Raw genomic sequence first — 22993 nt, forward strand, 5'->3', positions numbered from 1 at the left:
CGACCAGGCCGGTGACCTTGACCAGGTCGTCCTGGTCGGTGGTCTCGACGGCGGCGCAGCCGTAGAGGTGGATCTGTTCGGGGGCGACCTCCATGAGGGCGATGACGCTGCCGCCGTGCTGTTCCTGGACCTCGACCATGCGGGCGAGCAGGGGGTCGCGGGGGTCGATCAGGTCGTCGCCGAGGAGGACGGCGAAGGGTTCGTGGCCGACGTGGGGGGCCGCGCACAGGACGGCGTGGCCCAGGCCCCGGGGGTCGCCCTGGCGCACGTAGTGCATGGTCGCGAGGTCGCTGGACTCCTGGACCTTGGCGAGCCGACTCGCGTCGCCCTTCTTCTGGAGGGCGGATTCCAGCTCGTAGTTGCGGTCGAAGTGGTCCTCGAGGGGGCGCTTGTTGCGGCCCGTGATCATCAGGACGTCGTCGAGACCCGCGGACACGGCTTCTTCGACCACGTACTGGATCGCCGGCTTGTCGACGACCGGCAGCATCTCCTTGGGAGTGGCCTTGGTCGCCGGCAGGAACCGGGTGCCCAGACCCGCCGCGGGAATGACAGCCTTGGTGATCCTGGGGTGCGATGCCATGGTGCTTCTCGGTTTCTCTCGTTGAACGGCCGAGTGGCCCGGAACCGGTCCGGGCCACTCGCTGTCAGACGTACGTCGGCAGGATCACGCGTCGATGAGGCCGTGCTGCTCGCCGGAGCGCTGCGCCACGATCCGCGCCGGGGCGGCGTTCGGGGCCGGAGCCGGGGTCCGCTCGTCCAGCGGGACGATGGCCGGCTCGGGCTCCTGGTTCAGGTACAGCCTGCGCACGACACGCTCGGCGGCGTTGCCGTCGTCGAACTGGACGAAGCGCTCGCGGAACGCCGCGCGCAGCCCGGCGGCCCGCTCGCCGTTCCAGGCGCCGGAACGGAAGACCTCGATCAGCTCGTCCTCGTTCGTCGCGCTCGCGCCCGGCGTCTCTCCCGGGTTCCCGGAGAGGATGTCGAAGTACACGCCGCGGGCCCGGCTGTAGACCTCCCAGTCGTCCGCGTAGGTGACGATGGGACGGTCCAGGCAGGCGTAGTCGAACATGATGGACGAGTAGTCGGTGATGAGCGCGTCGGCCGCCAGGCAGAGGTCCTCGACCACCGGGTAGGCGGACACGTCCTTGATCAGACCGCGCTCCTGCAGCGCCTGGAGCTGCGGGTCGGCACCGTAGAAGTAGTGGGTGCGCACCAGGACGACGTGGTCCGGGCCCAGTTCACGGCAGAAGCGCTCCAGGTCGATCCGCGGGACGTATCCCGTCTGGTAGTCGCGCACCGTGGGGCAGTACAGGATGGCGGTCTTGCCCTCGGGAATGCCGAGCTCGGTACGGATCCGCTGGACGTCCTCGGCGGTGGACCGGAAGTAGACGTCGTTGCGGGGGTAGCCGTACTCGACGGCCTCGAAGGCGCAGGGGTAGACGCGCTCCCAGATCTCCGTGGAGTGCTGGTTGGAGGTCAGGCTCAGGTCCCAGCGGTCGGCGCGCTCGAGCATCTTGCCGAAGCTCATGTTCTTGGCGGCCGCGGGGAAACGCTGCTGGTCGATGCCCATCTGCTTCAGCGGCGTGCCGTGGTGCGTCTGCAGGTGGATCTGCCCCGGACGCTTGACGAACTCGTTGGGGAAGTTGACGTTGTTGATGAGGTACTTGGCGCGCGCCATGACCTCCCAGTAGCGGGGGGAGTTCGCCACCACGTAGTCCACGCCGGCGGGGATGTTCTCCTCGGCGCCGCGGCGCACGACCCACACGCCGTGGACCTGCGGGGCGAGTTCCTTGGCCTTGTGGTAGATGGCCGCGGGGTTGCAGGCGACTCCACGGTTCCAGTAGGCCGCGTAGACCGCGAGGTTCTCGTCGATCGGGCGGCGCTTGTGCAGACGGTAGAGCCGGTTGTACGCCGTCTTGCCGAGCTTCGTCTTCGCCTTCGTGATGCGCTTGATGGTCTTCTGGCGGGTGGAGGACGCGATCGTCATCGCGGCGTACGCGGGGTACGAACCGCGGCCCAGGAGGTCGAACTTCACGCCCATGGTGCCCTCGGGAACCGTGAAGTCCTTCGGCTTGAAGCGCTTGTACTGTTCGGCGGCCAGCTTGAAGAACGGCGCCCGGTCCTGCGGGACGATGCGGTCCTCGCGGGCCAGGGTGAACAGGAAGTGGCTGGCCATGCGCTCGAACAGCAGGGCCCGCACGGGCTCCAGGTGCGGACGCTCGTCGAGGAACTCGAAGAGCCGGGCGTACTGCTCGAAGATGCCGAAGTGCTTGCGGCCGGGCGTGCGCATGGAATTGCCCTGGCGGCGCTGGCGGTATTCGACGCAGACATGGTCGGTGGCGGCGATGCGGTCGGCCGTCAGCATGGTCTTGTAGACCATGAGGGCGTCCTCGTAGATGCCGTCGGTGAAGGTGAAACCGTTGCCGACGTAGAAGTCCCGGCGGTACGCCCGGTTCCACACCACGGCGAACATGTTCAGGTATTCGGGGCGCTCCAGCGCCGTGAAGACGTCCGTGCCGGCGGCGGAGAGCATTTCTCCGGCGGCGCTCGCCTGGACCCGGTTGTTCCAGTACGTGCGGACGTGGTTCACCAGGAGGATGTCCGGGTCGCCGGTGGCTTCGAGCCGCTCCGCGATGGCCTGGAGCGCGCCCTCGGCGAGGGTGTCGTCGCTGTCCAGGAAGAGGATGTACTCGCCGCGCGACTTCAGCGCGCCCGCGTCGCGCGCCTTTCCGATCCCCTGGTTCTCCGTGAAATGCACGGGAACGACACGGCTGTCGATCCCGGCGTATTCATCGAGTATTCGGCCGCAGGAGTCCGGGGAGTGGTCGTCCACGGCGACGATCTCGAAATCGGTGAAAGACTGCTGGAGAATGGAGTCCAAGCAGGCTCGCAGGTATCCCTGAACCTTGTAAACGGGTACGACAACGCTTATCTTGGGCGAAGCGTTACCATTCGGCACAGGCATACTCAGGGCTCCTGGGATCGCAGATCAAACTCATCTGCGCCTCGTATTCCGGTCCTCGGGACCGCGGCGAGGCGCAGGGGACACAGCGCTAGGTTAACGTAGCCGGAACCCTAGCGTACGCTCCGGTATGGCCGAGGCTGCCGGAGTGTGGCGTGATTCATCCCGGCCGCAGTACATCCATCCCGCCTTCTGAAGCGTCCGCGGTTCGCCCCGTGTCGCCGCCTGTTCAGGTCCTGGCCTCGGGAGATCCGGAGGGTATTGCTCCGCGGTGTTTCCTTCCCCCTTCGGACCAGCGGCGTTCCGTCCAGCCGTGCTTTATGCGTGAGTTGGGTAAGAGCCGGGTGAAGACGCCGTCCGGGGCAGGCCGTTCGCCGGTGGCCGCGGGTCCCGGGGTGATGTCGCCCCGCGGGGCGCGAAGGGGGCGTGTGAGCCCTGCGTCACGCCGACGGGGAGCGCCGGAGCGCCCGCCGCGCCGACGAGGGTGCCCGCCGTGCGCGGGATCCGTCCGTGATCGAGTGCGACGGCCGATAATCCTCTCGAAAGGGAAAAACCTTTCCGTCCGTGACTTTGGCGCTCACACGGGATCCACGGAATCAAGAAGATTTTCGGCTTTTCTGGTGGCGGGCCGTTGGGGCACCTGGATTCCCCGACGGTCCGGAGGGCCGCATTTCGTTCGCGCCGGATTCCCCGGTCACCGTGACCGGGGATCTTCCGCGGCCGAGGTCGCCGCGGCCGGAAATCGAGGTCGTTTCCGGTGACGAGAACGCCGGCGGGACGGTTCTGCACCGCATCCGTTCGAGCCGGGTCCTCACGGGTACGGCGGGATGATCGGAGCCGTGTTCGGCGAGCGTCACGGCCCTCCGTAATTCGTTCGCGGGCAAGGGCGGCGCCGGCCCGGCCGCCGTGTACGCGGAGGCCGGTCCGCCGGGGTGACGCGGCCGCGCTCCGGTCCGGACCGTCCGCCCACCGAACGGCGCGGACACGCCGTGCCGCACTTCCCGTAGATTGTCGAAGCCGGAGAGCGCGGTGCAGGGGACGCGCGCGTGAAGGGGACGGATCGCAGGTGGCAAGCGCAAGGTACGCCGTGAACGAAGCACACAGGATCGTCGTCAAGGTGGGCTCCTCGTCGCTCACCACCGCCTCCGGCGGCCTCGACGCGGACCGGGTCGACGCGCTCGTGGACGTCCTCGCCAAGGCGCGCGACGGCGGAGAGAAGGAGATCGTCCTGGTCTCCTCCGGTGCCATCGCGGCCGGCCTGGCACCGCTCGGACTGCGCCGCCGCCCCAAGGACCTCGCCCGCCAGCAGGCGGCCGCCAGCGTCGGCCAGGGCCTCCTGATGGCCCGCTACACGGCCTCCTTCGCCCGCTACGGCATCCGCGTCGGACAGGTGCTCCTCACCTCCGACGACACCAGCCGGCGCGCCCACCACCGCAACGCCTCGCGCACCCTGGACAAGCTCCTCGCGATGGGCGCCCTGCCGGTCGTCAACGAGAACGACACGGTGGCCACCGACGAGATCCGCTTCGGCGACAACGACCGCCTCGCCGCCCTCGTCGCCCATCTCGTCCACGCCGACCTGCTGATCCTGCTCTCCGACGTGGACGGGGTCTACGACGGCGACCCCTCCCGGCCCGGCACCTCGCGGATCGCCGAGGTGCGGGAGCCCGCCGACCTCGCCCACGTCGAGATCGGCAGCGCGGGCAAGGCGGGCGTCGGCACCGGCGGCATGGTCACCAAGATCGAGGCGGCCGGGATCGCCGCCGCGGCCGGCATCCCCGTGGTGCTCACCAGCGCGGTCCACGCCGCCGACGCCTTCGCGGGCCGGGACACCGGCACCTTCTTCCACGCCACCGGCAAGCGGTCGGCCGACCGGCTGCTGTGGCTCCAGCACGCCTCCACGCCGCAGGGCGCCATCGTCCTCGACGACGGGGCGGTGCGCGCCGTCGTCGAGCGGCGCACCTCGCTGCTGCCCGCGGGCATCGCGGGCGTCGAGGGCGAGTTCGTCGCGGGCGACCCGGTCGAGCTGCGCGACGGCACGGGCCGGGCCGTGGCGCGCGGGCTGGTCAACTTCGACGCCAAGGAGATCCCCCAGCTGATCGGCCGCTCCACCCGCGAGCTGGCGCGCGAGCTGGGCCCCGCGTACGAGCGCGAGGTCGTGCACCGCGACGACCTGGTCCTGCTGAACCCGTAGGGCACGCGTCCCGTCGTGCGCGTCCGTGGTGCCCGCGTACCGTCCGGCGGTCGTCACGCCGGCCCCGTCCGCCGGACGTCGGCACAGGCGCCCCAGGAGCATCACGGAAACGGCTGTCCACTACACCCGTAAACGGCCGAATCCCCCGCCCCCACCGGTGGACGTTCCGTAAAACCGCCACACGGCGGCTTCTCACCTGCTCAACTTTGTGGCAGGGAGAGTCCGGGATTCGGTACGACCGATCGGGTAAAGGAGGCCGTCGTGAGACGAGTACGCCCTGGGGCGGCGGCGTCGCGCGGTGGTCCCGCCTCCCGTGCGATGGGCGAGGAACGGGCCCTGACCAGCGTCGCGGCCGGTGACACCTACGAGGGCGAGCAGCCGGCGGACCAGCCCCGGCTGTGGCACGTCACGCTGAGCGTGTCGGGCGGCGAGGCCCCGCTGAGCGAGGTGCGGCGCGGTCTCGAACAGCTCGCCCACGACCACCCCTTCCTGCTGACCAGCCGGTACGCGGGCGACCACGCGGAGATCCGCTACTGGGAGGAGGCCCGCGACCTGCACGACGCGGCGGCCGTCGCGCTGCGGCTGTGGGGGGAACACCGCCAGACGGCCAAACTCCCGCCCTGGGAGATCGTCGGCCTGGAGGTCATCGACCGCGAGACGTACCACCAGCGGATCGCCGAGGGGTACGGTCCGCTGCCGGCGACACCTGTGGGAGTTCATCCCTTTTGAGCCTGTCTCGCCGAATGGGACGACCGCCGGTCCGGCCCGCCGGGAGCACTACCCTTCCCCCATGACCACGCTCTCGCCGTACGACTCCATGTCCCCGGTAACCCAGGCCGCCTACCGCGCGAAGTCCGCCGCCGCCGACCTGGCGCCTCTGCCGCGGTCCGAGAAGGACGACGCGCTGCTCGCGATCGCGGACGCGCTGGAGGTCCGTACGAGCGAGATCGTCGCCGCCAATGCCAAGGACGTCGCCAAGGCCCGCGAGGCCGGGACCAGCGAGAGCGTCATCGACCGGCTCACGCTCACCCCCGAGCGCGTGCGCGCGATCGCCTCCGACGTCCGCGACGTCGTGGCGCTGCCCGACCCGGTCGGCGAGGTCGTCCGCGGCTCGACCCTCCCGAACGGCATCGACCTGCGCCAGGTCCGCGTCCCCCTCGGTGTCGTCGGCATCATCTACGAGGCCCGCCCGAACGTGACCGTCGACGCGGCCGCCCTGTGCCTGAAGTCCGGCAACGCGGTCCTGCTGCGCGGCTCCTCCTCCGCCTACGAGTCGAACACGGCCCTGGTCCGGGTCCTGCGCGACGCCGTGGGCGGCGCCGGGCTGCCCGCCGACGCGATCCAGCTCGTGCCCGGCGAGGGCAGGGAATCGGTCGGCGAGCTGATGCGCGCCCGCGGCCTGGTCGACGTCCTCATCCCGCGCGGCGGCGCGTCCCTGATCCGCACGGTCGTCCAGGAGTCCACCGTCCCGGTCATCGAGACCGGCACCGGCAACTGCCACGTCTACGTCGACGCCCAGGCGGACCTCGACATGGCCGTCGACATCCTGATCAACTCCAAGGCCCAGCGGCCCAGCGTCTGCAACGCCGCCGAGACCCTCCTGGTCCACCAGGACATCGCCGCCGCGTTCCTGCCGCGCGCCCTGGAGGCCCTCGCGGACGCCGGGGTCACCGTGCACGCCGACGAGCGGGTCCTCGCCTTCGCCCAGGACTCCAAGGCCACCGTCGTGGAGGCCACGGCGGAGGACTGGGACACCGAGTACCTCTCCTACGACATCGCCGCCGCCGTCGTCGACTCGCTCGACAAGGCCGTGTCGCACATCCGGCTGTGGAGTTCCGGCCACACCGAGGCCATCGTCACCACCTCGCAGCAGGCCGCCCGCCGCTTCACCCAGCTGGTCGACTCCACGACGGTCGCCGTGAACGCCTCGACCCGCTTCACCGACGGCGGCCAGTTCGGCTTCGGCGCCGAGATCGGCATCTCCACGCAGAAGCTCCACGCGCGCGGTCCGATGGGGCTGCCCGAACTGACGAGCACGAAGTACATCGTCACGGGCGACGGCCACATCCGCCGCTGAGACGCCGCCGGGGGCGGGGCGGGCCCTCTCGGCCGTCCCGCCCGGGAGACGGCCCCGTGCGGGCGTACCGGGCGTCCTCGGGCCCTGTCCGGAGGCGCGTGCCCGGCGCGCGGGCGGCGCGGTGCCGGGCGCCGGGGCGCACGGCGGACGGTTCACGGCCCGCGATCCACTGAGGCGCGGTCCCGTCATGCGGACGAATTTCCGTACCGTCTGCCCAAATTGACCCCCCAGGTCTACTCTGGACCCGTGCCGGAGGACGTGGGGGGCACGCCGTTCCCTGACGGCTGGGAGCCCGACGACGACCACGACCGCGGGGGCGCGGACGAAGAGTTCGCCTCCGTGGTCTTCGACGAGGACTTCGTACGGGCGGCGGTGTTCCACGAACCGACCGCCGTGGAGCGGCTGCTCGCGGCCGCCCAGGCCCGCGCCGAGGCGTCCGAGGCCGAGGCGCGCCGCGCGCACGCCCGGGGCGCCCGCGGCGACGACGAGCGCTACGAGGACGGCTTCGGCCACGGCGACTTCGCCCACGATCCCGACCTGGACGACCCGGACGACGCCGAGATCCTGGAGGGCCGTCACGGCTTCCCGGGAACGTACGGCCGGCCCTACGGCAAGCAGACCCGCTGGCACCGCCCCGTCGCCTGGCTCCTGGCCCTCGTCATGGGCATCGGCATGGTCGCCCTCGCCTTCACCGCGGTCTACCGCGGCGCGTCCTCCGGCGGCCGGGACCAGGTCCCCTCACCCGCCTCCTCCGGCCTCGAACAGGGTCAGGAGAAGCTCACCGGCCCGGGCCCGGCGGTCTCCGCCGTCCCCGCCCGGCCGACGGTGTCGGCGGTGCCGCGAACACCCTGAGGCCGCTCACCCCACCGGGGCGCCAGCGTCCGTCGCACAGCGTGACCGTCCTGGTGAGAACCTGTCAGAACTTGTCGTGCACCGCAGCGTTTACCGGAGCCTTCGGAGACCTACTCTGAAGGTATGGGCGGGCCTGGAGACCCACCTGAGGGGACGCCCGAGGGTGCTCCCGCCGGTGGCGAGGACGAGTACCGATCCGTCGTCTTCGACGAGTCGTTCGTCCGCGCTGCCCGCCTCCAGGAGTTCTCCGCCCGGGAACGCATGGCCGACCACAGCCCGGCCGTACGCCGTCGGCCGCCCCTCCAGCGCGGACTGTCCCGGCAGGCCCTGATCCTCGTCCTGCTGATAGCCATCGCCTTCGGCACCGCGATCTACATGGGTGTACACCACCCGTACGAGGCCCCCGCCACCCGGTCGGCCGAACCGCTGCGCATGACGGTGATCCCGCTCGCCCCGGGGACCGCCGTACCCGGCTCCACCAGCACCGACGAGCTGTACACCGACAGCCCGGCCGCCCAGTTCCGCACCGGTGCCGACGGCATCACGATGCCCGCCGTCCGGCGCACCGCGCACTTCTCCGACAGCCAGGTCGTCACCGCCCTGACCACCGCCAAGGACTACCTCGTCGAGTCGTCCCTCGACCCGAGCGTCCTGACCGGGGGCACCACCCGGCCCGTACGGATCCTGCTCGACCCGCGGCAGCTCGACCAGTTCGACCGGAGCTTCGACCACCCGGCCGCCGACGGACGGCACGCCCCGACCGGCTGGCTGGTCCGCTTCGACGCGACCCGGACACAGCTCGCGGACAAGAGGATCCGGGTCCAGGGCACCCTCCAGGCCACCGAGTTCGACGCGAACACCCTGGAGGTCGTCGCCGACCACACCTTCGTCTACGCGCTGAGGCCGACCGGCGCGAACGCCCGGGCCAAGGCCTCCCTGTTCACCGTCCGGCGCGAGCTGACCTTCCGCTTCGACCGCGACGACCTGCGCATGCACCAGGCCGAACTGGCGGTGTCCTACGTCCAGGCCGGCCCGCTCGCCTGCTCGGACGACTCGGTGAGCCGGCTGCGGCCGCTGCTCGCGGGCGAGACGGCCAAGGCGGGAGGTCCGGCCGGCACCGACCCGTACGCCACCGGCAGCGCCACCGCCGTGTGCGGTGCGCTGGCCAGGAGCGCGCAGCCGACGGTGTAGCCGGACCGCCGGGCGGCCGCACCCCGGGCCGGGGTGCGGCCGCCCGGCGGGTGGTCAGTCCCGGGTCCCGGTGCCCTCGTCGTCGGAGCGGTCCTCGCGCGGAGTCCGCCCGGTTCCGGTGTCCCCGCCGTCCGCGGCGTCCTTGGGAGCGCCGCCCGCGAAGCCCCCGAAGCCGCGCCGTACCCGGCCCCCGAGGTCGCCCGCGCCGCCCGCGAGGTCGCTGACCAGCTTCATCAGCGGGTCCTTGGAGTTCTTCACGTCGCTCGCGTAGCTGGCCGCCGACTGCCGGAAGGAGTCCGACACCGAGGTGTCCTTGTCCGCGTCGCGCCGCGGGTAGTGGCCGTCCATGATCCGCTGGTGGTCGCGGGACTCCGCCCACTTCTTCAGCTCGGCCGCGCGGACCGCGGTGAAGGGGTGCGTGCGGGGCAGCACGTTCAGGATCTTGAGCACGGAGTCCCGCAGGTCGCCCGCCGACTCGTACTCCTCCGCCTGCGCCAGGAACGCGTCCACGTTCATCTCGTGCAGGTGGTTGCCGCCCGCGATCTTCATCAGACCGCGCATCGAGGCCTGTAGGTCCTGGCCGACCAGCAGTCCGGCCCGGTCCGCGGACAGCTCCGACTTGCGGAACCACTCGCGCAGCGCGGTCACGATCGCCATGATCGCGAGATTTCCCAGCGGGATCCAGGCGACCCGGACCGCGAGGTTGGTGAGGAACAGCAGGATCGTGCGGTAGACGGCGTGACCGGACAGCGCGTGGCCGACCTCGTGGCCGATGACCGACCGCATCTCCTCCTCGTCGAGCAGTTCGACGAGCCCGGTCGTCACCACGATGATCGGATCGTCCAGACCGATGCACATCGCGTTCGGCTGCGGGTCCTGGTTCACGTACATCGGCGGGACCTTCTCCAGGTCCAGGATGTAACAGGCGTCCCGCAGCATGTCGTTGAGATGCGCGAACTGGGCGTCCGAGACGCGCACCGAGTCGGACAGGAAGAGCAGCCGCAGACTGCGCTCGGGCAGCAGGCCGCTCAGCGCCTTGAAGACCGTGTCGAAGCCGCTGAGCTTGCGCAGGGCCACCAGGGCCGAGCGGTCCGCCGGATGTTCGTAGGCCCGCGAGGAGATCCCCTCGAAACGCCTGCGCCGCCTGCTGGGCACCTTCTCGTGCCCGTTTCGTTCGTGGCCGCCGTCGGACATGTGTTCCCCCATGTGCGTCTGAATGCCTCATGCGCCCCCGAGGCAGAGCCCAGCCTAGGCGGAGATACCGTGGACGGGCAGTACAGAGAAGGAGTCGTACGACATGGAGCACATCCCCACGGCCGCGTGGCTCACGGAGGCCGCCGCGGCGGCGGACAAGCAGGGTCCGGGCAATCTGCTCCGCGTCGTGCTGATCGTCATGATCATCGGCGTGGTCCTGGCCGCCTGGTTCCTGCTGCGCGGTTACAAGCGCGACGACTGACGGCCGGCGGTACGACGGCCGGCGGGCGGCGGCCGGCGAGCGGCGGCCGGAGCGCCCTCACCATCGGCGGAGTCGGCGTGTTCGCTGCGTGGGCGCCCGCATACGATGGGCCGACATCTTTATCCCGCACCCACTGGATAGGTCCTGCCGAGATGAGCTTCCAGCACACCGCCGCACAGTTGGCCACCGTCGTCGCCGAGGGCGAGAACGGCGGCAACCACGAGAGCCTCAGCCCCTACCTGACCGGCGGCGGGGCCCTGTTCGTCCTGCTCCTGCTGCTGTGGATCACCACGCGCTTCAACCGCGACCGCTGAGTCCCCGAGGGCCCGCTCGGGCCCCTGTCGGCCGGAGCCCGTCGGCCGGGCCGGTAGGGTCTGCACGCATGGGAGAGCAGGACATGCCTACCGGTCCGGCGAGTGACACGGAGAGCGGCGCCGTCGGCGACGCCACGGGCGGTGCGGGCGCGGCGGACGGCGGCGCGGCGAAGCGCCCGGCGACCGGCCCCGGCAACGGCCCCTCGAACCCGGGCAAGCGCCGGCTGGGCGTCATGGGCGGCACCTTCGACCCGATCCACCACGGACACCTGGTCGCCGCCAGTGAGGTCGCCGCGCAGTTCCACCTCGACGAGGTGGTGTTCGTGCCCACCGGGCAGCCGTGGCAGAAGACCGACCGCACGGTCACCCCGGCCGAGGACCGCTATCTGATGACGGTCATCGCGACCGCCGAGAACCCCCAGTTCTCGGTCAGCCGGATCGACATCGACCGCGGCGGCCCGACCTACACGACGGACACGCTGCGCGACCTGCGCGCGCTGAATCCCGACGCGGACCTGTTCTTCATCACCGGCGCGGACGCGCTCGGCCAGATCCTCACCTGGCGCTACACGGAAGAACTGTTCTCCCTTGCGCATTTCATCGGGGTCACCCGGCCCGGTCACACCCTGACCGACCCGGGACTCCCGGAGGGCGGTGTCTCGCTGGTCGAGGTCCCCGCGCTCGCCATCTCGTCCACAGACTGCCGTGCGAGAGTCGCCAAGGGCGACCCCGTCTGGTACCTGGTGCCGGACGGTGTGGTGCGCTACATCGACAAGCGTGAGCTGTACCGCGGCCAGTGAGCCGAGAGGGGCACCCGGTGAACGACCGATACGACGGATACGCGGGCGGCGACCAGAGTTACGAGCTCGTCGGCTACGACGAGTACGGCCAGCCCGTGTACCGGCAGGTCCCGCAGCAGCCCGCCCAGGGGTACGACGGCTACGACGCCCCGCAGCAGGGCTACGGCTACGACCCCTATGCGACGGGCCGTCAGGAACCTGTCCAGGCCTACGACACCGGCCACCAGCCGCCCGTGTCGTCCTATGACACCGGTCGGCACGAAACGGTGTCCCCTTATGACACGGGCCGGCAGGAAGCCGTCTCGTCCTACGACACGGGGCAGCAGCCGTCCGTCTCCTCGTACGACTCCTTCGACCCGTTCGGCACCGGCACGCCGCGAGGCGGCGGGACCGGGACGGCCGGGCCGTCGTACGACGGCTACGGGCGGACCGCGGGCACGGCCGGTGCCGCGGGCACCGGACGGCAGCCCCGGGTCGCCGAGCAGACCCCCCGCATCCCGCAGCAGCCCGGACCTGCGGAGGACGGCACCCCCCGGGCCGACCGGGACTACCGCACCGAGCAGTTCGCCTTCGTCGAGGACCAGGAAGCCGAGTCCGAGGACGTCATCGACTGGCTGAAGTTCACGGAGAACCGCACCGAGCGCCGCGAGGAGGCCAAGCGCCGCGCCCGCAGCCGGATCGTCGCCCTGGTCGTGGTCGTCGCCCTGGCCGTGGTCGGCGGCGCGGGCTACCTCTGGTACGCGGGCGAACTGCCCGGCACCGCCGCGGACGCCAAGCCGGGGACCACGACGCCCGTCGCCGCGCAGAAGCGCGACGTGGTCGTCGTCCACCTGCACAACACCAAGGGCGGCGACACCTCCACGGTCCTGCTCGTCGACAACACCACCACCAAGCGGGGCACCACCGTCCTGCTGCCCAACTCCCTCGCCCTGACGGACGACGACGGCTCGACGACCACGCTCGCCAAGTCCGTCGACGGCGACGGCTCCTCGGGCACGCGGGACGCGCTCGACACCGTCCTGGGCACCAGCATCCAGGGCACCTGGCGGCTCGACACCCCCTACCTGAACAACCTCGTCGAACTCGTCGGCAACATCGAGGTCACCACCGACACCGACGTGCCGGACCCCGACGCCAAGAAGAAGGGCGAGGCCCCGCTCGTCAAGAAGGGCGAGGACCAGACCCTCACGGGCAAGACGGCCGTCGCCTACGCCACCTACCGGGCCCCCGGCGAGGCGCAGAACGCCCAGCTGGAGCGGTTCGGGCAGGTCATGCAGGCGGTGCTGCGCAAGCTGTCCTCGGACAAGCAGGCCGCGACCACCACCGTGCAGACCCTGGCCCAGATCCTCGACCCGTCCCTGACCGACCAGGACCTCGGCGCCTTCCTCGCCAAACTCGCCGACCTCGCCAAGGGCGGCGACTACAAGACCGCGATGCTGCCCGTGCAGGAGGACGGCACCCTGAGCGCGAGCACCTCCAGCAGCGTGATCAAGGACGTCCTGGGCGGTACGGCGAAGAGCCCCGACGCCGGCTCCGCGGTCCGCGTCGGCATCGAGAACGCCACCGGCCTCAAGGCGGCCACCAGCCAGGCCCGTGTCGTCCTGGTCAACGGCGGCTACACGTTCCTGGACTCCGGCACCTCCGGGACCGTCCAGAGCGTGTCGCAGATCACCTACGGCGATTCCGCCAGGAAGGCGGACGCCGTCGAGGTGGCCAAGACCCTGGGGCTGCCCACCAGCGTGGTGAAGAAGGGCAAGGCCGCCGGCAACGCGGACGTGTCCGTCGTCCTCGGCCAGGACTACAAGATCACCAGCAAGGCGACGGGATGACCCGCGGGTGACCGCCGTCACGCCCCGGGGTCCGGCCCCGGGGCGTGACCGGAGAAACGCGTGGGGTGTCCTCGGCGGTCCGTGAGACCCTTGGGTCATAACCGACCGCCTACGGAAAGCCGCGTAGTGACCGCCACGGACCGCTCCATCGAGCTCATCAACACCGCCGCGCAGGCGGCCGCAGACAAGCTCGCGCACGACATCATCGCCTACGACGTCAGTGATGTGCTCTCCATCACCGACGCCTTCCTGCTGGCATCGGCGCCCAACGACCGTCAGGTCAAGTCGATCGTCGACGAGATCGAGGAGCGCCTGAACAAGGAGCTCGGCGCCAAGCCGGTGCGCCGCGAGGGCGACCGCGAGGCACGCTGGGTGCTGCTCGACTACGTCGACATCGTGGTGCACGTCCAGCACAGCGAGGAGCGCGTCTTCTACGCCCTGGAGCGGCTCTGGAAGGACTGCCCGGAGCTGGACCTGCCCGACGAGGCCAAGGCGACCCGCGGCAAGGCCGCCGAGCACGCCAGGTTCCAGGCCGAGGAGGACTCCGCCGGGACGGGGGAGCTCCGGTGAGCGCCGGGGCCCGTGGGGCCGCGGCCGCCGAGGGGAAGCCCGGAAGGGGCCGCCGCATCATCCTGTGGCGGCACGGCCAGACCTCCTGGAACGTGGAGCGCCGCTTCCAGGGATCGACGGACGTCGAGCTGACCGAGACGGGCGTGGGTCAGGCCCGGCGGGCGGCCCGGCTGCTCGCCTCCCTGAAGCCCGACGCCATCGTCGCCTCGGACCTCAAGCGCGCCGCCGCCACGGCCGCCGAGCTGGCCGCCCTCACCGGCCTCGACGTCACCCACGAGGAGGGCCTGCGCGAGACCTACGCGGGCGTCTGGCAGGGGCTGACGCACGAGGAGATCATCGCCCGCCACGGCGAGCAGTACGCCGCGTGGAAGCGCGGTGAGCCGGTGCGGCGCGGCGGGGGCGAGCTGGAGACCGAGGTCGCCGACCGGGCCGCCCCCGTGGTGCTGCGGCACGCGGACAAGCTCCCCGACGACGGCACCCTCGTCGTCGTCAGCCACGGCGGCACGATCCGCACCACCATCGGCCGTCTGCTCGGTCTGGAGTCCCGGGACTGGGAGAGCCTCGGCGGGCTGTCCAACTGCTGCTGGTCCGTCCTCGGCGAGGGCGTCCGCGGCTGGCGGCTCCTGGAGCACAACGCCGGCACGCTGCCCGAGCCGGTCCTCGGCGACGACGACTGAGACGCGCCGGACGGCCCTCCGTCCGGTCGCGAGGGCCCGGCGGGACCGGATTTCACTTTCCGGCTGGTCGCAGGCTAAAGTTCTTCTTGTTCGGCCCGCAGGGCGGGAAGAACGCAAGGGGCTATAGCTCAGTTGGTAGAGCGCCTGCATGGCATGCAGGAGGTCAGGAGTTCAATTCTCCTTAGCTCCACAGACCGAACCTCTCCGGAGTCGTCGGACAAAATGAGGAAAGATCCCGTTCCCGTGAGGGAGCGGGATTTTTCGTTGTCCGCCCGTGAGTTGAAGACGTTCCGCCGGGGGCGCGCCGGAACGGGCGCAGTTGGCGCGCGCTGCCGGACGGACGCCCGGGCTGTGTCGTGGATCACCGCCGGACGCCCGCCCCGGCTTCGGCCGTCACACCGTCAGGGGCCGGGCGCACGCTTCGGACCGGTGGGCGCCGTGGCCTTCGGCACACTCTTCTCGGATCCGCTTGAGTCACTTGGGGTCTCCGGGGCGTATACCTTTGCGGACGCGCTCCCGGCGTGCTCGTATGCGCCGCCCCGTACGGCCGCGCTGGGTGCCCGTGTCCGGACTGGTACGCAGGCGTCGCTGACCGTATTGCTCCGGCCGTGGCAGAATCAAACGGCCGGAAGGGGGCGCGGCCCGACGGGAGGGAGTAGCGATGCCTGCCAGCATCCTCGAGGAGGTCCACGATCTCCTCGAAGTGGCACTGAACCGTAAGAAAGCCACCCTCCTCGACTGCCCTTCCTGCGGATCGGTCCACGTTGCCCAGGTTCTCGGCGACAACGGTGGAATCTCCTACGTGTGCACGGCCTGCGGCCACAGCTGGAGCTGATCGATGGGTGCACACAGGCGGAAATGCGATTGGTGCGGCAGTGGTACGCCGATCGTCCGCGACATGGAGCCGGTCAACCACGACTACCAGTACTGGTGCGAGGAATGCGCACGGGCGCTGATCATAAAAGGCGACCCGATCGAGACGTACCGGGAGCTCGAGGGCGAGCCGATCTACGCACGGCTCCTCGACGAGCACTGCACTCTCAAGCGGTTCTATTCGTTCGCCACGGCCTGATCGGGGCCGTATGACCCCGGGGGCGGGCCGCCCCCGGGGTTTCGTGCTTCCCGGGGCCGTCCCGTCCGCCCGGGGTCGTCCCGTCCACCCGTGAGCCGTTCCGCCGCCGCGGGCCGGCGGCGTCAATGGGGTGCCGTCGCGGTGCAGTTCCCGCGCGTCCGTGCGGCTCGGCCCCTCGCGCCCCTCGCGTCCCTCGCGGCACGTACGCGTGAGCGGGACGCCATGACCGGCCCTGGAGCGGCCTCGGCGCACCCCGTGTGCCCCGGAGCGGCCCGGAAGGCCGAAGGGGGTCGGAAGGGGCCGCCACGAGGTCCCTGGGGCCGTCCAGGGGTCGCGCGGGGGTCCGGGGGCGTCTTCTCGGCCCGCCCCGTCCCCTCGCGTCTCCTGGAGCCCCGTTCGGCCCGGCCGCCGCGGCGGGGCGGGCCCGGTGCGCGGCACGGCCCGCGGAATGCGACATGAGACGCGAATCGGTACAGACGGGAAACGATTTGGTGGTTCACCAGGGGAACCGTGTAATGTTGGCGTCGCCGCCGGGGAAACCGGGCGACACGGTGAAAACGCGGTCTCGCCGCGTGGCCACAAGGGGCTATAGCTCAGTTGGTAGAGCGCCTGCATGGCATGCAGGAGGTCAGGAGTTCAATTCTCCTTAGCTCCACAGACGTTGAAAGCGGGCCACCCGATCAGGGTGGTCCGCTTCTTCGTTTCTCCGGTACTTCGCGTCCTCGGTGCTTCGGTGCTTCGGTGCTTCGGTACTGCGCGGAACGGTCCTCCGGTCACCGCGGGGAACACGCCCGAGGCGGGCCACCGTTTCCCGGTGGCCCGCTCCTTCGGGTCAGCGGCCGCTGCCGAGCGCCCGGCGCCCACGTCCCTGGGAGAGGACCGGCAGGTTGGGGCGCGACGAGGACGCCCCCCTGGTGTCCTCCTCGATGCGCAGGGCGAGCGCCGGGCAGCGGCGCACCGCGCGCAGCGCCTTCGCCTCGACGGACCGGGGCACCGGGGCCTGGGCCACGGTCGGGAAGCCGTCGGCGCCCAGTTCGAAGACTTCGGGGAGGAGGTCGGCGCACAGACCGTGCCCGCGGCACAGCGTCCAGTCGACGAAGATCTTCTGGCGGCTGGAGCCCGTCTCCTGCTCGCCCGGGCCGCTCAGGATGCCCATGGGCACCTGGCCGTCCTCGAAGAGCGGCAGAACGCCCTCCACGGGCCTTCCGCAGCCGTTTCCGAGGACGTGTGCGGCCAGGTCGTCCGTGAACGCCTTCAGGGTCGACTCGATGAACATCGCCGAACCGTCCGGGTGCGAGCAGGCGCCGCGCCGCTTCACGGACTTGGCGACCTGCTTCACGGCCTCCAGCGCCGCCGGGCCGCCGCCGTTGAGGATGTCCGCCAGGCCGCGCGCCGCGGCGGGCAGCCCGAGGTAGCAGGGACCGCACTGGCCGGCGCTCTCGTCGGCGAGCCACTGCGCCACGCGCAGCGACTCGCCCAGGGGGCAGGTCTCCTGGGTGATGGGGAGGATCGCGCCGGCGCCGAGCGCGCCGCCCACCGCGGCCAGGGAGTCCCGCGAGACGATCGCCTCGTTGACCGTCGCCGCGTCCAGCCACTTGCCGTGGTAGCCGCCGGTCAGCACGCCCTGGGGCATGGCCGGGGCGCCTGCGAGCTGGAGCACGTAGCGCAGGGGCACTCCGGTGGGGACCTCGATCACCATCGGGCGCGCGACCGCGCCCGAGACGGTGAGCATGACGGTGCCGGGCTCGTCGTACAGGCCCGTGTTGCGGTAGCGGTCGGGGCCGATGCGGGCGGCGATGGCCAGCTGCGCGAACGTCTCGGCGTTCGACAGCAGGGTGGGCGCGCCCCCGACGCCCGCCTGGGACGCGCTGACCTTGCGGCCGGGCGGCACGGCCGGACCGCCGTCGATCGAGCGGATCAGCGAGGCGGCCGCTCCGGTCACCATGCGGATCGGATTGCGCTGCACGCGCGCGCGAAGGGGCGATCCCCTGCGGTTGCTCAGCCCCCGCTCCTCCAGCGCCGCCTCCATGGAGCGCTGCGTGGACTCGCGGGTCACGCCGATCACGAGCTGGCGGGCGCCCATGGCCTCCGCGACCAGGAGGGCGCCGTCCAGGATGAGGTGCGGGGCACGGTTGATGAGCACCGTGTCCTTGCGGCAGGCCGGCTCGTCCTCGCTCCCGTTGACCACCACCACGGGGCGGATGCCCTTCTTGATGGCTGATTCCGCGACCGAGCGCAGTTTCTTGCCGAACGGGAAGCCCGCCCCGCCGCGGCCCTTCAGATTGATGTCCTCGGCGAGGCTCGCGAGATCCTCCCCGCCCAGGGGTTCGAGCGGACCGTGCACCTTGAGGTGCATGGGTAGATCAAGTCGTTCAACCAGGTCGAAACCCGACGTGAGCTGCGGAAGTCCGACCACTCGGACTTCCGGGACGTCGGGCAGGGCCTCGTTCACTTAAAGCCTCCGGAAGGGGCATTCCAGGATTCACCGGAGCCAGGAGCGTCGAAGGCGCCCGGCAGTACGTCAGTCGTGGGACCGCTGTCGTACGTGTCGTTGCTGTTGTACGTGCGGTAGGACGCGTTCGTCTCACCGGTGTTGTACACATCACTCGTGCCGTAGCCGCCGGCGGGCGGATTGCCATAGACGGGGGTGGTGTATCCGGTGTCCTGGAGCGGGTCGTACGCCGACGCCGGGGCCTCGCCGACGGACGGGGCGGGGACGGGCCAGCCGCCCTGCGCGCCGCCGTTGTCGGCGCGGGGAAACGTCTCTGTGGGCTGAGCGTTCCCGGGCATCGGGAACTGCCCCGTCCCGGGGGCCGTGACCGTGGGCATCGTCCCGGTCCGGTAGGCCGCCGCGAAGCCGGCCGTGTCCGCCGCGCCCTGCGTGCTGCCGAACAGCGTGGACGAGGACTCCTTGCGCTCCTTGCGGGGGGAGGGGGCGCCGTCGCCCGCGGAACGCCGGTCGCGGCCTCCCGAACCCTGCGGGGACTCCATCACGGCGGCGCGGGAGGCCTCCAGGTCCTCGCGGAACCCGCGGGCGCTGCCGCCGCCGGTGAGTGCCAGGATCCGCGCCGCGATCTTGTGCTTGACGGGGTTCGGGGCGGCGCGCACCAGGAGGGCGGCCATGACGCCGACCAGGCACAGCTCGTACGAGACCATGAAGAAGGGCTTCGCCGCACGGCCCGCGAACAGGCCGTGGATCAGGGCCGCGCACAGCGCGGGGTAGGCCAGCATGTGCATCGCGCGCCAGCGGGCGGCGACCACGGCCGGTGCGGCGAACTGGTTGCGCAGCGCGCCGGTGATGCCCACGAAGATCATGAGGAGGCCGGCCAGGGAGCCGAGGCCGATGAGCCCGCCGAGGCCGGTGACGCCCAGGCTGAAGGGGATCAGCGCGGCGATCAGGACGGTGTGGTCCAGTGCCAGCTTGACGGTGATGTGCACCAGGAGGAACGCGATCGAGCCGACGGCGGTCACGCGGTGGATGCCCTGCGCGATGATCCGCTGACGCGTGTCGAGGAGGAGCCGGTCCTGGGCGACCAGGCCCCAGATCACCGAGCAGGTCAGGGAGACCAGCGACAGGACGCCGGCGCCGAAGTTCAGGAAGTCTTGGACCGCGTTGCCTCCCACCAGCACGATCACGGGTATGAGGAACACGGCGACAGCCGTGGCCACCCCGTAGGCCGAACGGCCCATCCGGGGAAGCGAGCTGTTGTTGCGACGAGGGTTCATGAGGGGTACTCCCTACGGTTCGGGGAAGCGGTCCCGAAGGCGCACTCTAGGTCGAGAAAACGTGCCGAGGTCCACGTTTGAGTTATTGCGTTGTTACCAAAGGGCAATGAGGTCTTTGTGTTGTCCGCAAGCGTCCGTTAAGCGAAGTAAAATTTGAACAATGGTCAACGATTTTTTGCCGCCCGCGGAGTGACGCGGAGTGTCGGCGGACCCGGAAGCTCGTCGCGGCCCGTGCGGGCACTGCGGTACCCTGACGCCATGCGTGCCGTACGCCTTCTGCTTAGCGAGCCGCGCTGATCAGCCCCGACCCTGACACATCGTGGTCGGCATCGGCGCGGCGTCCCCTCCTGTGCGAGGGGATTTTTCATTTCCCGAGTGACTGAGCCGCTGGCAGAGACGATCGATGGAGCTTTGAGGACATGAGCGAGACGAACACCGCTGCCGCCACCGCCGAGTCGGCCGCGCCGCACCGCTACACGGCCGCCCTGGCCGCCGACATCGAGGCACGCTGGCAGGACTTCTGGGACGCCGAGGGCACGTACGAGGCCCCGAACCCCACCGGTGACCTGGCCGGGGACCCGGAGCTGGCCGCCCGGCCCAAGAAGTTCATCATGGACATGTTCCCGTACCCCTCGGGCGCGGGTCTGCACGTGGGTCACCCCCTGGGCTACATCGCCACCGACGTGTACGCCCGGTTCCAGCGGATGACCGGCCACAACGTCCTGCACACCCTGGGCTTCGACGCCTTCGGCCTGCCCGCCGAGCAGTACGCCGTGCAGACCGGCACGCACCCGCGCGTGTCCACCGAGGCCAACATGGAGAACATGAAGGTCCAGCTGCGCGCGCTGGGCCTGGGCCACGACAAGCGCCGGTCGTTCGCCACGATCGACCCGGAGTACTACAAGTGGACCCAGTGGATCTTCCTGCAGATCTTCAACTCCTGGTACGACGACGAAGCGGCGAAGGCCCGTCCCATCTCCGCGCTGGTCGCCCAGTTCGAGAGCGGTGAGCGCGGCGTTCCCGCCATCGGCGGCACCACGCGCGTGTGGAACGAGCTGAGCGCCGCCGAGCGCGCCGACGTCCTGAGCGGCTACCGCCTGGCGTACGCCTCCGACGCGCCGGTCAACTGGTGCCCCGGCCTGGGCACCGTCCTGGCCAACGAGGAGGTCACCGCCGACGGCCGCAGCGAGCGCGGCAACTTCCCCGTCTTCAAGGCCAAGCTGCGCCAGTGGAACATGCGCATCACCGCCTACGCGGACCGCCTGCTGGACGACCTGGACGCGCTGGACTGGCCCGAGGCCATCAAGCTGCAGCAGCGCAACTGGATCGGCCGCTCCGAGGGCGCCCGCGTCGACTTCCCGATCGACGGCGAAGCGATCACGGTCTTCACCACCCGTCAGGACACCCTGTTCGGCGCCACCTACATGGTGCTGGCACCGGAACACCCGCTGGTCGAGAAGTTCACCCCGGACGCCTGGCCCGAGGGCACCCACGACGTGTGGACCGGCGGTCACGCCACACCCGCCGAGGCCGTCGCCGCCTACCGCGCGCAGGCCGCCTCGAAGTCCGACGTCGAGCGCCAGGCCGAGGCCAAGGACAAGACCGGTGTCTTCACCGGCGCGTACGCCACCAACCCGGTCAACGGCGAGAAGGTCCCGGTCTTCATCGCCGACTACGTGCTGATGGGCTACGGCACCGGCGCGATCATGGCCGTCCCGGCGCACGACACCCGTGACTTCGCGTTCGCGCGCGCCTTCGAGCTGCCCATGCGCTGCGTGGTCGAGCCCTCGGACGACCGCGGCACCGACGCCTCCGTCTGGGAGGACGCCTTCGCCTCGTACGACGCGAAGATCGTCAACTCCGCCGGCGAGGACGTCTCCCTGGACGGCCTGGGCGTCGTCGAGGCCAAGGCGCGCATCACGGAGTGGCTGGAGCGCCGGGGCATCGGCGAGGGCACCGTCAACTTCCGCCTGCGCGACTGGCTGTTCAGCCGCCAGCGCTACTGGGGCGAGCCCTTCCCGATCGTCTACGACGAGGACGGCGTCGCCCACGCGCTGCCCGAGTCGATGCTGCCCCTGGAACTGCCGGAGGTCGAGGACTACTCGCCGCGCACCTTCGACCCGGACGACGCGGACACGTCCCCCGAGACCCCGCTGTCCCGCAACGACGACTGGGTCCACGTCACCCTGGACCTGGAGGACGGCCGCGGCCCGCGCAAGTACCGCCGCGAGACCAACACCATGCCCAACTGGGCCGGTTCCTGCTGGTACGAGCTGCGCTACCTGGACCCGCACAACGACCGGAAGCTGGTCGACCCGGCCATCGAGCAGTACTGGATGGGCCCGCGCGAGGGACAGCCGCACGGCGGCGTCGACCTGTACGTCGGCGGTGCCGAGCACGCCGTGCTGCACCTGCTGTACGCGCGCTTCTGGTCGAAGGTCCTGTTCGACCTGGGCCACGTCTCGTCCGCCGAGCCGTTCCACAAGCTGTTCAACCAGGGCATGATCCAGGCCTACGTGTACCGCGACAGCCGCGGCATCGCCGTACCGGCCGCCGAGGTGGAGGAGCGCGACGGCGCCTACTTCCACCAGGGCGAGAAGGTCTCCCGGCTGCTGGGCAAGATGGGCAAGTCCCTGAAGAACGCGGTCACCCCGGACGAGATCTGCGCCGAGTACGGAGCGGACACGCTGCGCCTGTACGAGATGGCGATGGGTCCCCTGGACGTGTCCCGCCCGTGGGACACGCGCGCGGTGGTGGGCCAGTACCGCCTGCTGCAGCGGCTGTGGCGCAACGTCGTCGACGAGGCGACCGGCGAGGTCGCGGTCGGCTCCGCCGAGCCCGACGAGGACACGCTGCGCGCCCTGCACAAGGCGATCGACGGGGTGCGCCAGGACCTGGAGGGCATGCGGTTCAACACCGCCATCGCCAAGGTCACCGAGCTGAACAACCACCTGACCAAGGCGGGCGGCCCGGTCGCGCGTCCGGTCGCCGAGGCCCTGGTGCTGATGGTCGCGCCGCTGGCCCCGCACATCGCCGAGGAACTGTGGCGCAAGCTGGGCCACGCCGACTCGGTCGTCCACCAGGACTTCCCCGTCGCCGACCCCGCGTACGTCGTCGACGAGGCCGTGACCTGCGTCGTGCAGATCAAGGGCACGGTCAAGGCGCGCCTGGAGGTCTCCCCGTCGATCACCGACGCGGAGCTGGAGAAGGTGGCGCTGGCCGACGAGAAGGTCGTCGCGGCGCTGGGCGGCGCGGGGATCCGCAAGGTGATCG

General features: G+C 70.8%; 19 protein-coding genes and 2 tRNA genes. 16 read left to right on the forward strand and 5 right to left on the reverse strand.

Annotated elements, in window-relative coordinates; translation table 11 throughout:
* On the reverse strand, window positions 1-580 hold a 580-nt coding region (locus tag CW362_RS36510), incomplete at its 3' end, for a UTP--glucose-1-phosphate uridylyltransferase (protein ID WP_162684348.1).
* 84 nt (window positions 581-664) lie between these two features.
* Complete coding sequence (locus tag CW362_RS36515) at window positions 665-2881, reverse strand: bifunctional glycosyltransferase/CDP-glycerol:glycerophosphate glycerophosphotransferase (RefSeq protein WP_376451904.1); 2217 nt, start codon at window positions 2879-2881, stop codon at window positions 665-667.
* A 1168-nt stretch (window positions 2882-4049) separates the two neighbouring features.
* Here CW362_RS36515 and proB point away from each other — a divergent pair.
* The 5 genes from proB (at window position 4050) to CW362_RS36540 (ending at window position 9276) form a co-directional block, all read left to right on the forward strand.
* Window positions 4050-5156 (forward strand): glutamate 5-kinase, encoded by a 1107-nt coding sequence (gene proB, locus CW362_RS36520; protein WP_103553911.1) that lies wholly within the window; start codon window positions 4050-4052, stop codon window positions 5154-5156.
* A 318-nt stretch (window positions 5157-5474) separates the two neighbouring features.
* A complete protein-coding gene (locus CW362_RS36525) occupies window positions 5475-5885 on the forward strand; it encodes a hypothetical protein (protein WP_103553912.1) in 411 nt (136 codons plus the stop codon).
* Between the two features lie 61 nt (window positions 5886-5946).
* Complete coding sequence (locus tag CW362_RS36530; protein WP_103553913.1) at window positions 5947-7233, forward strand: glutamate-5-semialdehyde dehydrogenase; 1287 nt, start codon at window positions 5947-5949, stop codon at window positions 7231-7233.
* 246 nt (window positions 7234-7479) lie between these two features.
* Entirely contained in the window at window positions 7480-8085 is a 606-nt protein-coding gene (locus CW362_RS36535) for an SCO2584 family spore wall biosynthesis protein (protein ID WP_103553914.1), read from the forward strand.
* Between the two features lie 123 nt (window positions 8086-8208).
* A complete protein-coding gene (locus tag CW362_RS36540; RefSeq protein ID WP_103553915.1) occupies window positions 8209-9276 on the forward strand; it encodes an SCO2583 family membrane protein in 1068 nt (355 codons plus the stop codon).
* 54 nt (window positions 9277-9330) lie between these two features.
* Here CW362_RS36540 and CW362_RS36545 read toward each other — a convergent pair whose 3' ends face one another.
* Entirely contained in the window at window positions 9331-10470 is a 1140-nt protein-coding gene (locus tag CW362_RS36545) for a M48 family metallopeptidase (protein ID WP_240658235.1), read from the reverse strand.
* Window positions 10471-10573: 103 nt separating this feature from the next.
* On the opposite strand from CW362_RS36545, the gene CW362_RS43900 reads away from it, so the two are divergent.
* From CW362_RS43900 to CW362_RS36585, 10 genes are all read left to right on the forward strand, one after another.
* Complete coding sequence (locus tag CW362_RS43900) at window positions 10574-10732, forward strand: hypothetical protein (protein WP_167455650.1); 159 nt, start codon at window positions 10574-10576, stop codon at window positions 10730-10732.
* A 152-nt stretch (window positions 10733-10884) separates the two neighbouring features.
* Window positions 10885-11046 (forward strand): hypothetical protein, encoded by a 162-nt coding sequence (locus CW362_RS43905; RefSeq protein ID WP_167455651.1) that lies wholly within the window; start codon window positions 10885-10887, stop codon window positions 11044-11046.
* 233 nt (window positions 11047-11279) lie between these two features.
* Window positions 11280-11846, forward strand: a complete 567-nt coding sequence (gene nadD, locus CW362_RS36550) for a nicotinate-nucleotide adenylyltransferase (protein ID WP_376451910.1) — start codon at window positions 11280-11282, stop codon at window positions 11844-11846.
* A 17-nt stretch (window positions 11847-11863) separates the two neighbouring features.
* Complete coding sequence (locus tag CW362_RS36555) at window positions 11864-13675, forward strand: LCP family protein (protein ID WP_103553917.1); 1812 nt, start codon at window positions 11864-11866, stop codon at window positions 13673-13675.
* A 126-nt stretch (window positions 13676-13801) separates the two neighbouring features.
* Window positions 13802-14245 (forward strand): ribosome silencing factor, encoded by a 444-nt coding sequence (gene rsfS, locus CW362_RS36560; RefSeq protein WP_103553918.1) that lies wholly within the window; start codon window positions 13802-13804, stop codon window positions 14243-14245.
* Complete coding sequence (locus CW362_RS36565) at window positions 14242-14922, forward strand: histidine phosphatase family protein (protein WP_103553919.1); 681 nt, start codon at window positions 14242-14244, stop codon at window positions 14920-14922. Before rsfS ends, CW362_RS36565 begins: the two co-directional genes overlap by 4 nt.
* 117 nt (window positions 14923-15039) lie before the next feature.
* Window positions 15040-15112: transfer RNA gene (locus tag CW362_RS36570), tRNA-Ala, on the forward strand.
* Window positions 15113-15583: 471 nt separating this feature from the next.
* Complete coding sequence (locus CW362_RS43910) at window positions 15584-15757, forward strand: hypothetical protein (protein WP_103553920.1); 174 nt, start codon at window positions 15584-15586, stop codon at window positions 15755-15757.
* A gap of 3 nt (window positions 15758-15760) precedes the next feature.
* Window positions 15761-15994, forward strand: coding sequence for a DEAD/DEAH box helicase family protein (locus CW362_RS36580; protein WP_037618755.1), 234 nt, complete (start codon window positions 15761-15763; stop codon window positions 15992-15994).
* Between the two features lie 582 nt (window positions 15995-16576).
* Window positions 16577-16649: transfer RNA gene (locus tag CW362_RS36585), tRNA-Ala, on the forward strand.
* Between the two features lie 177 nt (window positions 16650-16826).
* Here CW362_RS36585 and CW362_RS36590 read toward each other — a convergent pair.
* Entirely contained in the window at window positions 16827-18446 is a 1620-nt protein-coding gene (locus CW362_RS36590) for an NADH-quinone oxidoreductase subunit NuoF family protein (protein ID WP_103553921.1), read from the reverse strand.
* Window positions 18443-19720, reverse strand: a complete 1278-nt coding sequence (locus CW362_RS36595) for a cytochrome b/b6 domain-containing protein (RefSeq protein WP_206301177.1) — start codon at window positions 19718-19720, stop codon at window positions 18443-18445. Before CW362_RS36595 ends, CW362_RS36590 begins: the two co-directional genes overlap by 4 nt.
* A gap of 419 nt (window positions 19721-20139) precedes the next feature.
* On the opposite strand from CW362_RS36595, the gene leuS reads away from it, so the two are divergent.
* Window positions 20140-22993, forward strand: a 2854-nt coding sequence (leuS, locus tag CW362_RS36600; protein WP_103553923.1) for a leucine--tRNA ligase, incomplete at its 3' end; no start/stop codon positions are given.

Source organism: Streptomyces populi (genome assembly GCF_002911015.1).
GTDB lineage: Bacteria > Actinomycetota > Actinomycetes > Streptomycetales > Streptomycetaceae > Streptomyces > Streptomyces populi.

Bases quoted from the DNA above. Each gene is read 5' to 3' on its own strand.
- CW362_RS43910 (WP_103553920.1), top strand. From the start codon at position 15,584: ATGCCTGCCAGCATCCTCGAGGAGGTCCACGATCTCCTCGAAGTGGCA.
- CW362_RS43905 (WP_167455651.1), top strand. From the start codon at position 10,885: ATGAGCTTCCAGCACACCGCCGCACAGTTGGCCACCGTCGTCGCCGAG.
- CW362_RS36530 (WP_103553913.1), top strand. From the start codon at position 5,947: ATGACCACGCTCTCGCCGTACGACTCCATGTCCCCGGTAACCCAGGCC.
- CW362_RS36595 (WP_206301177.1), bottom strand. From the start codon at position 19,720: ATGAACCCTCGTCGCAACAACAGCTCGCTTCCCCGGATGGGCCGTTCG.
- CW362_RS36545 (WP_240658235.1), bottom strand. From the start codon at position 10,470: ATGTCCGACGGCGGCCACGAACGAAACGGGCACGAGAAGGTGCCCAGC.
- CW362_RS36525 (WP_103553912.1), top strand. From the start codon at position 5,475: ATGGGCGAGGAACGGGCCCTGACCAGCGTCGCGGCCGGTGACACCTAC.
- CW362_RS36580 (WP_037618755.1), top strand. From the start codon at position 15,761: ATGGGTGCACACAGGCGGAAATGCGATTGGTGCGGCAGTGGTACGCCG.
- nadD (WP_376451910.1), top strand. From the start codon at position 11,280: ATGGGCGGCACCTTCGACCCGATCCACCACGGACACCTGGTCGCCGCC.
- CW362_RS43900 (WP_167455650.1), top strand. From the start codon at position 10,574: ATGGAGCACATCCCCACGGCCGCGTGGCTCACGGAGGCCGCCGCGGCG.
- CW362_RS36540 (WP_103553915.1), top strand. From the start codon at position 8,209: ATGGGCGGGCCTGGAGACCCACCTGAGGGGACGCCCGAGGGTGCTCCC.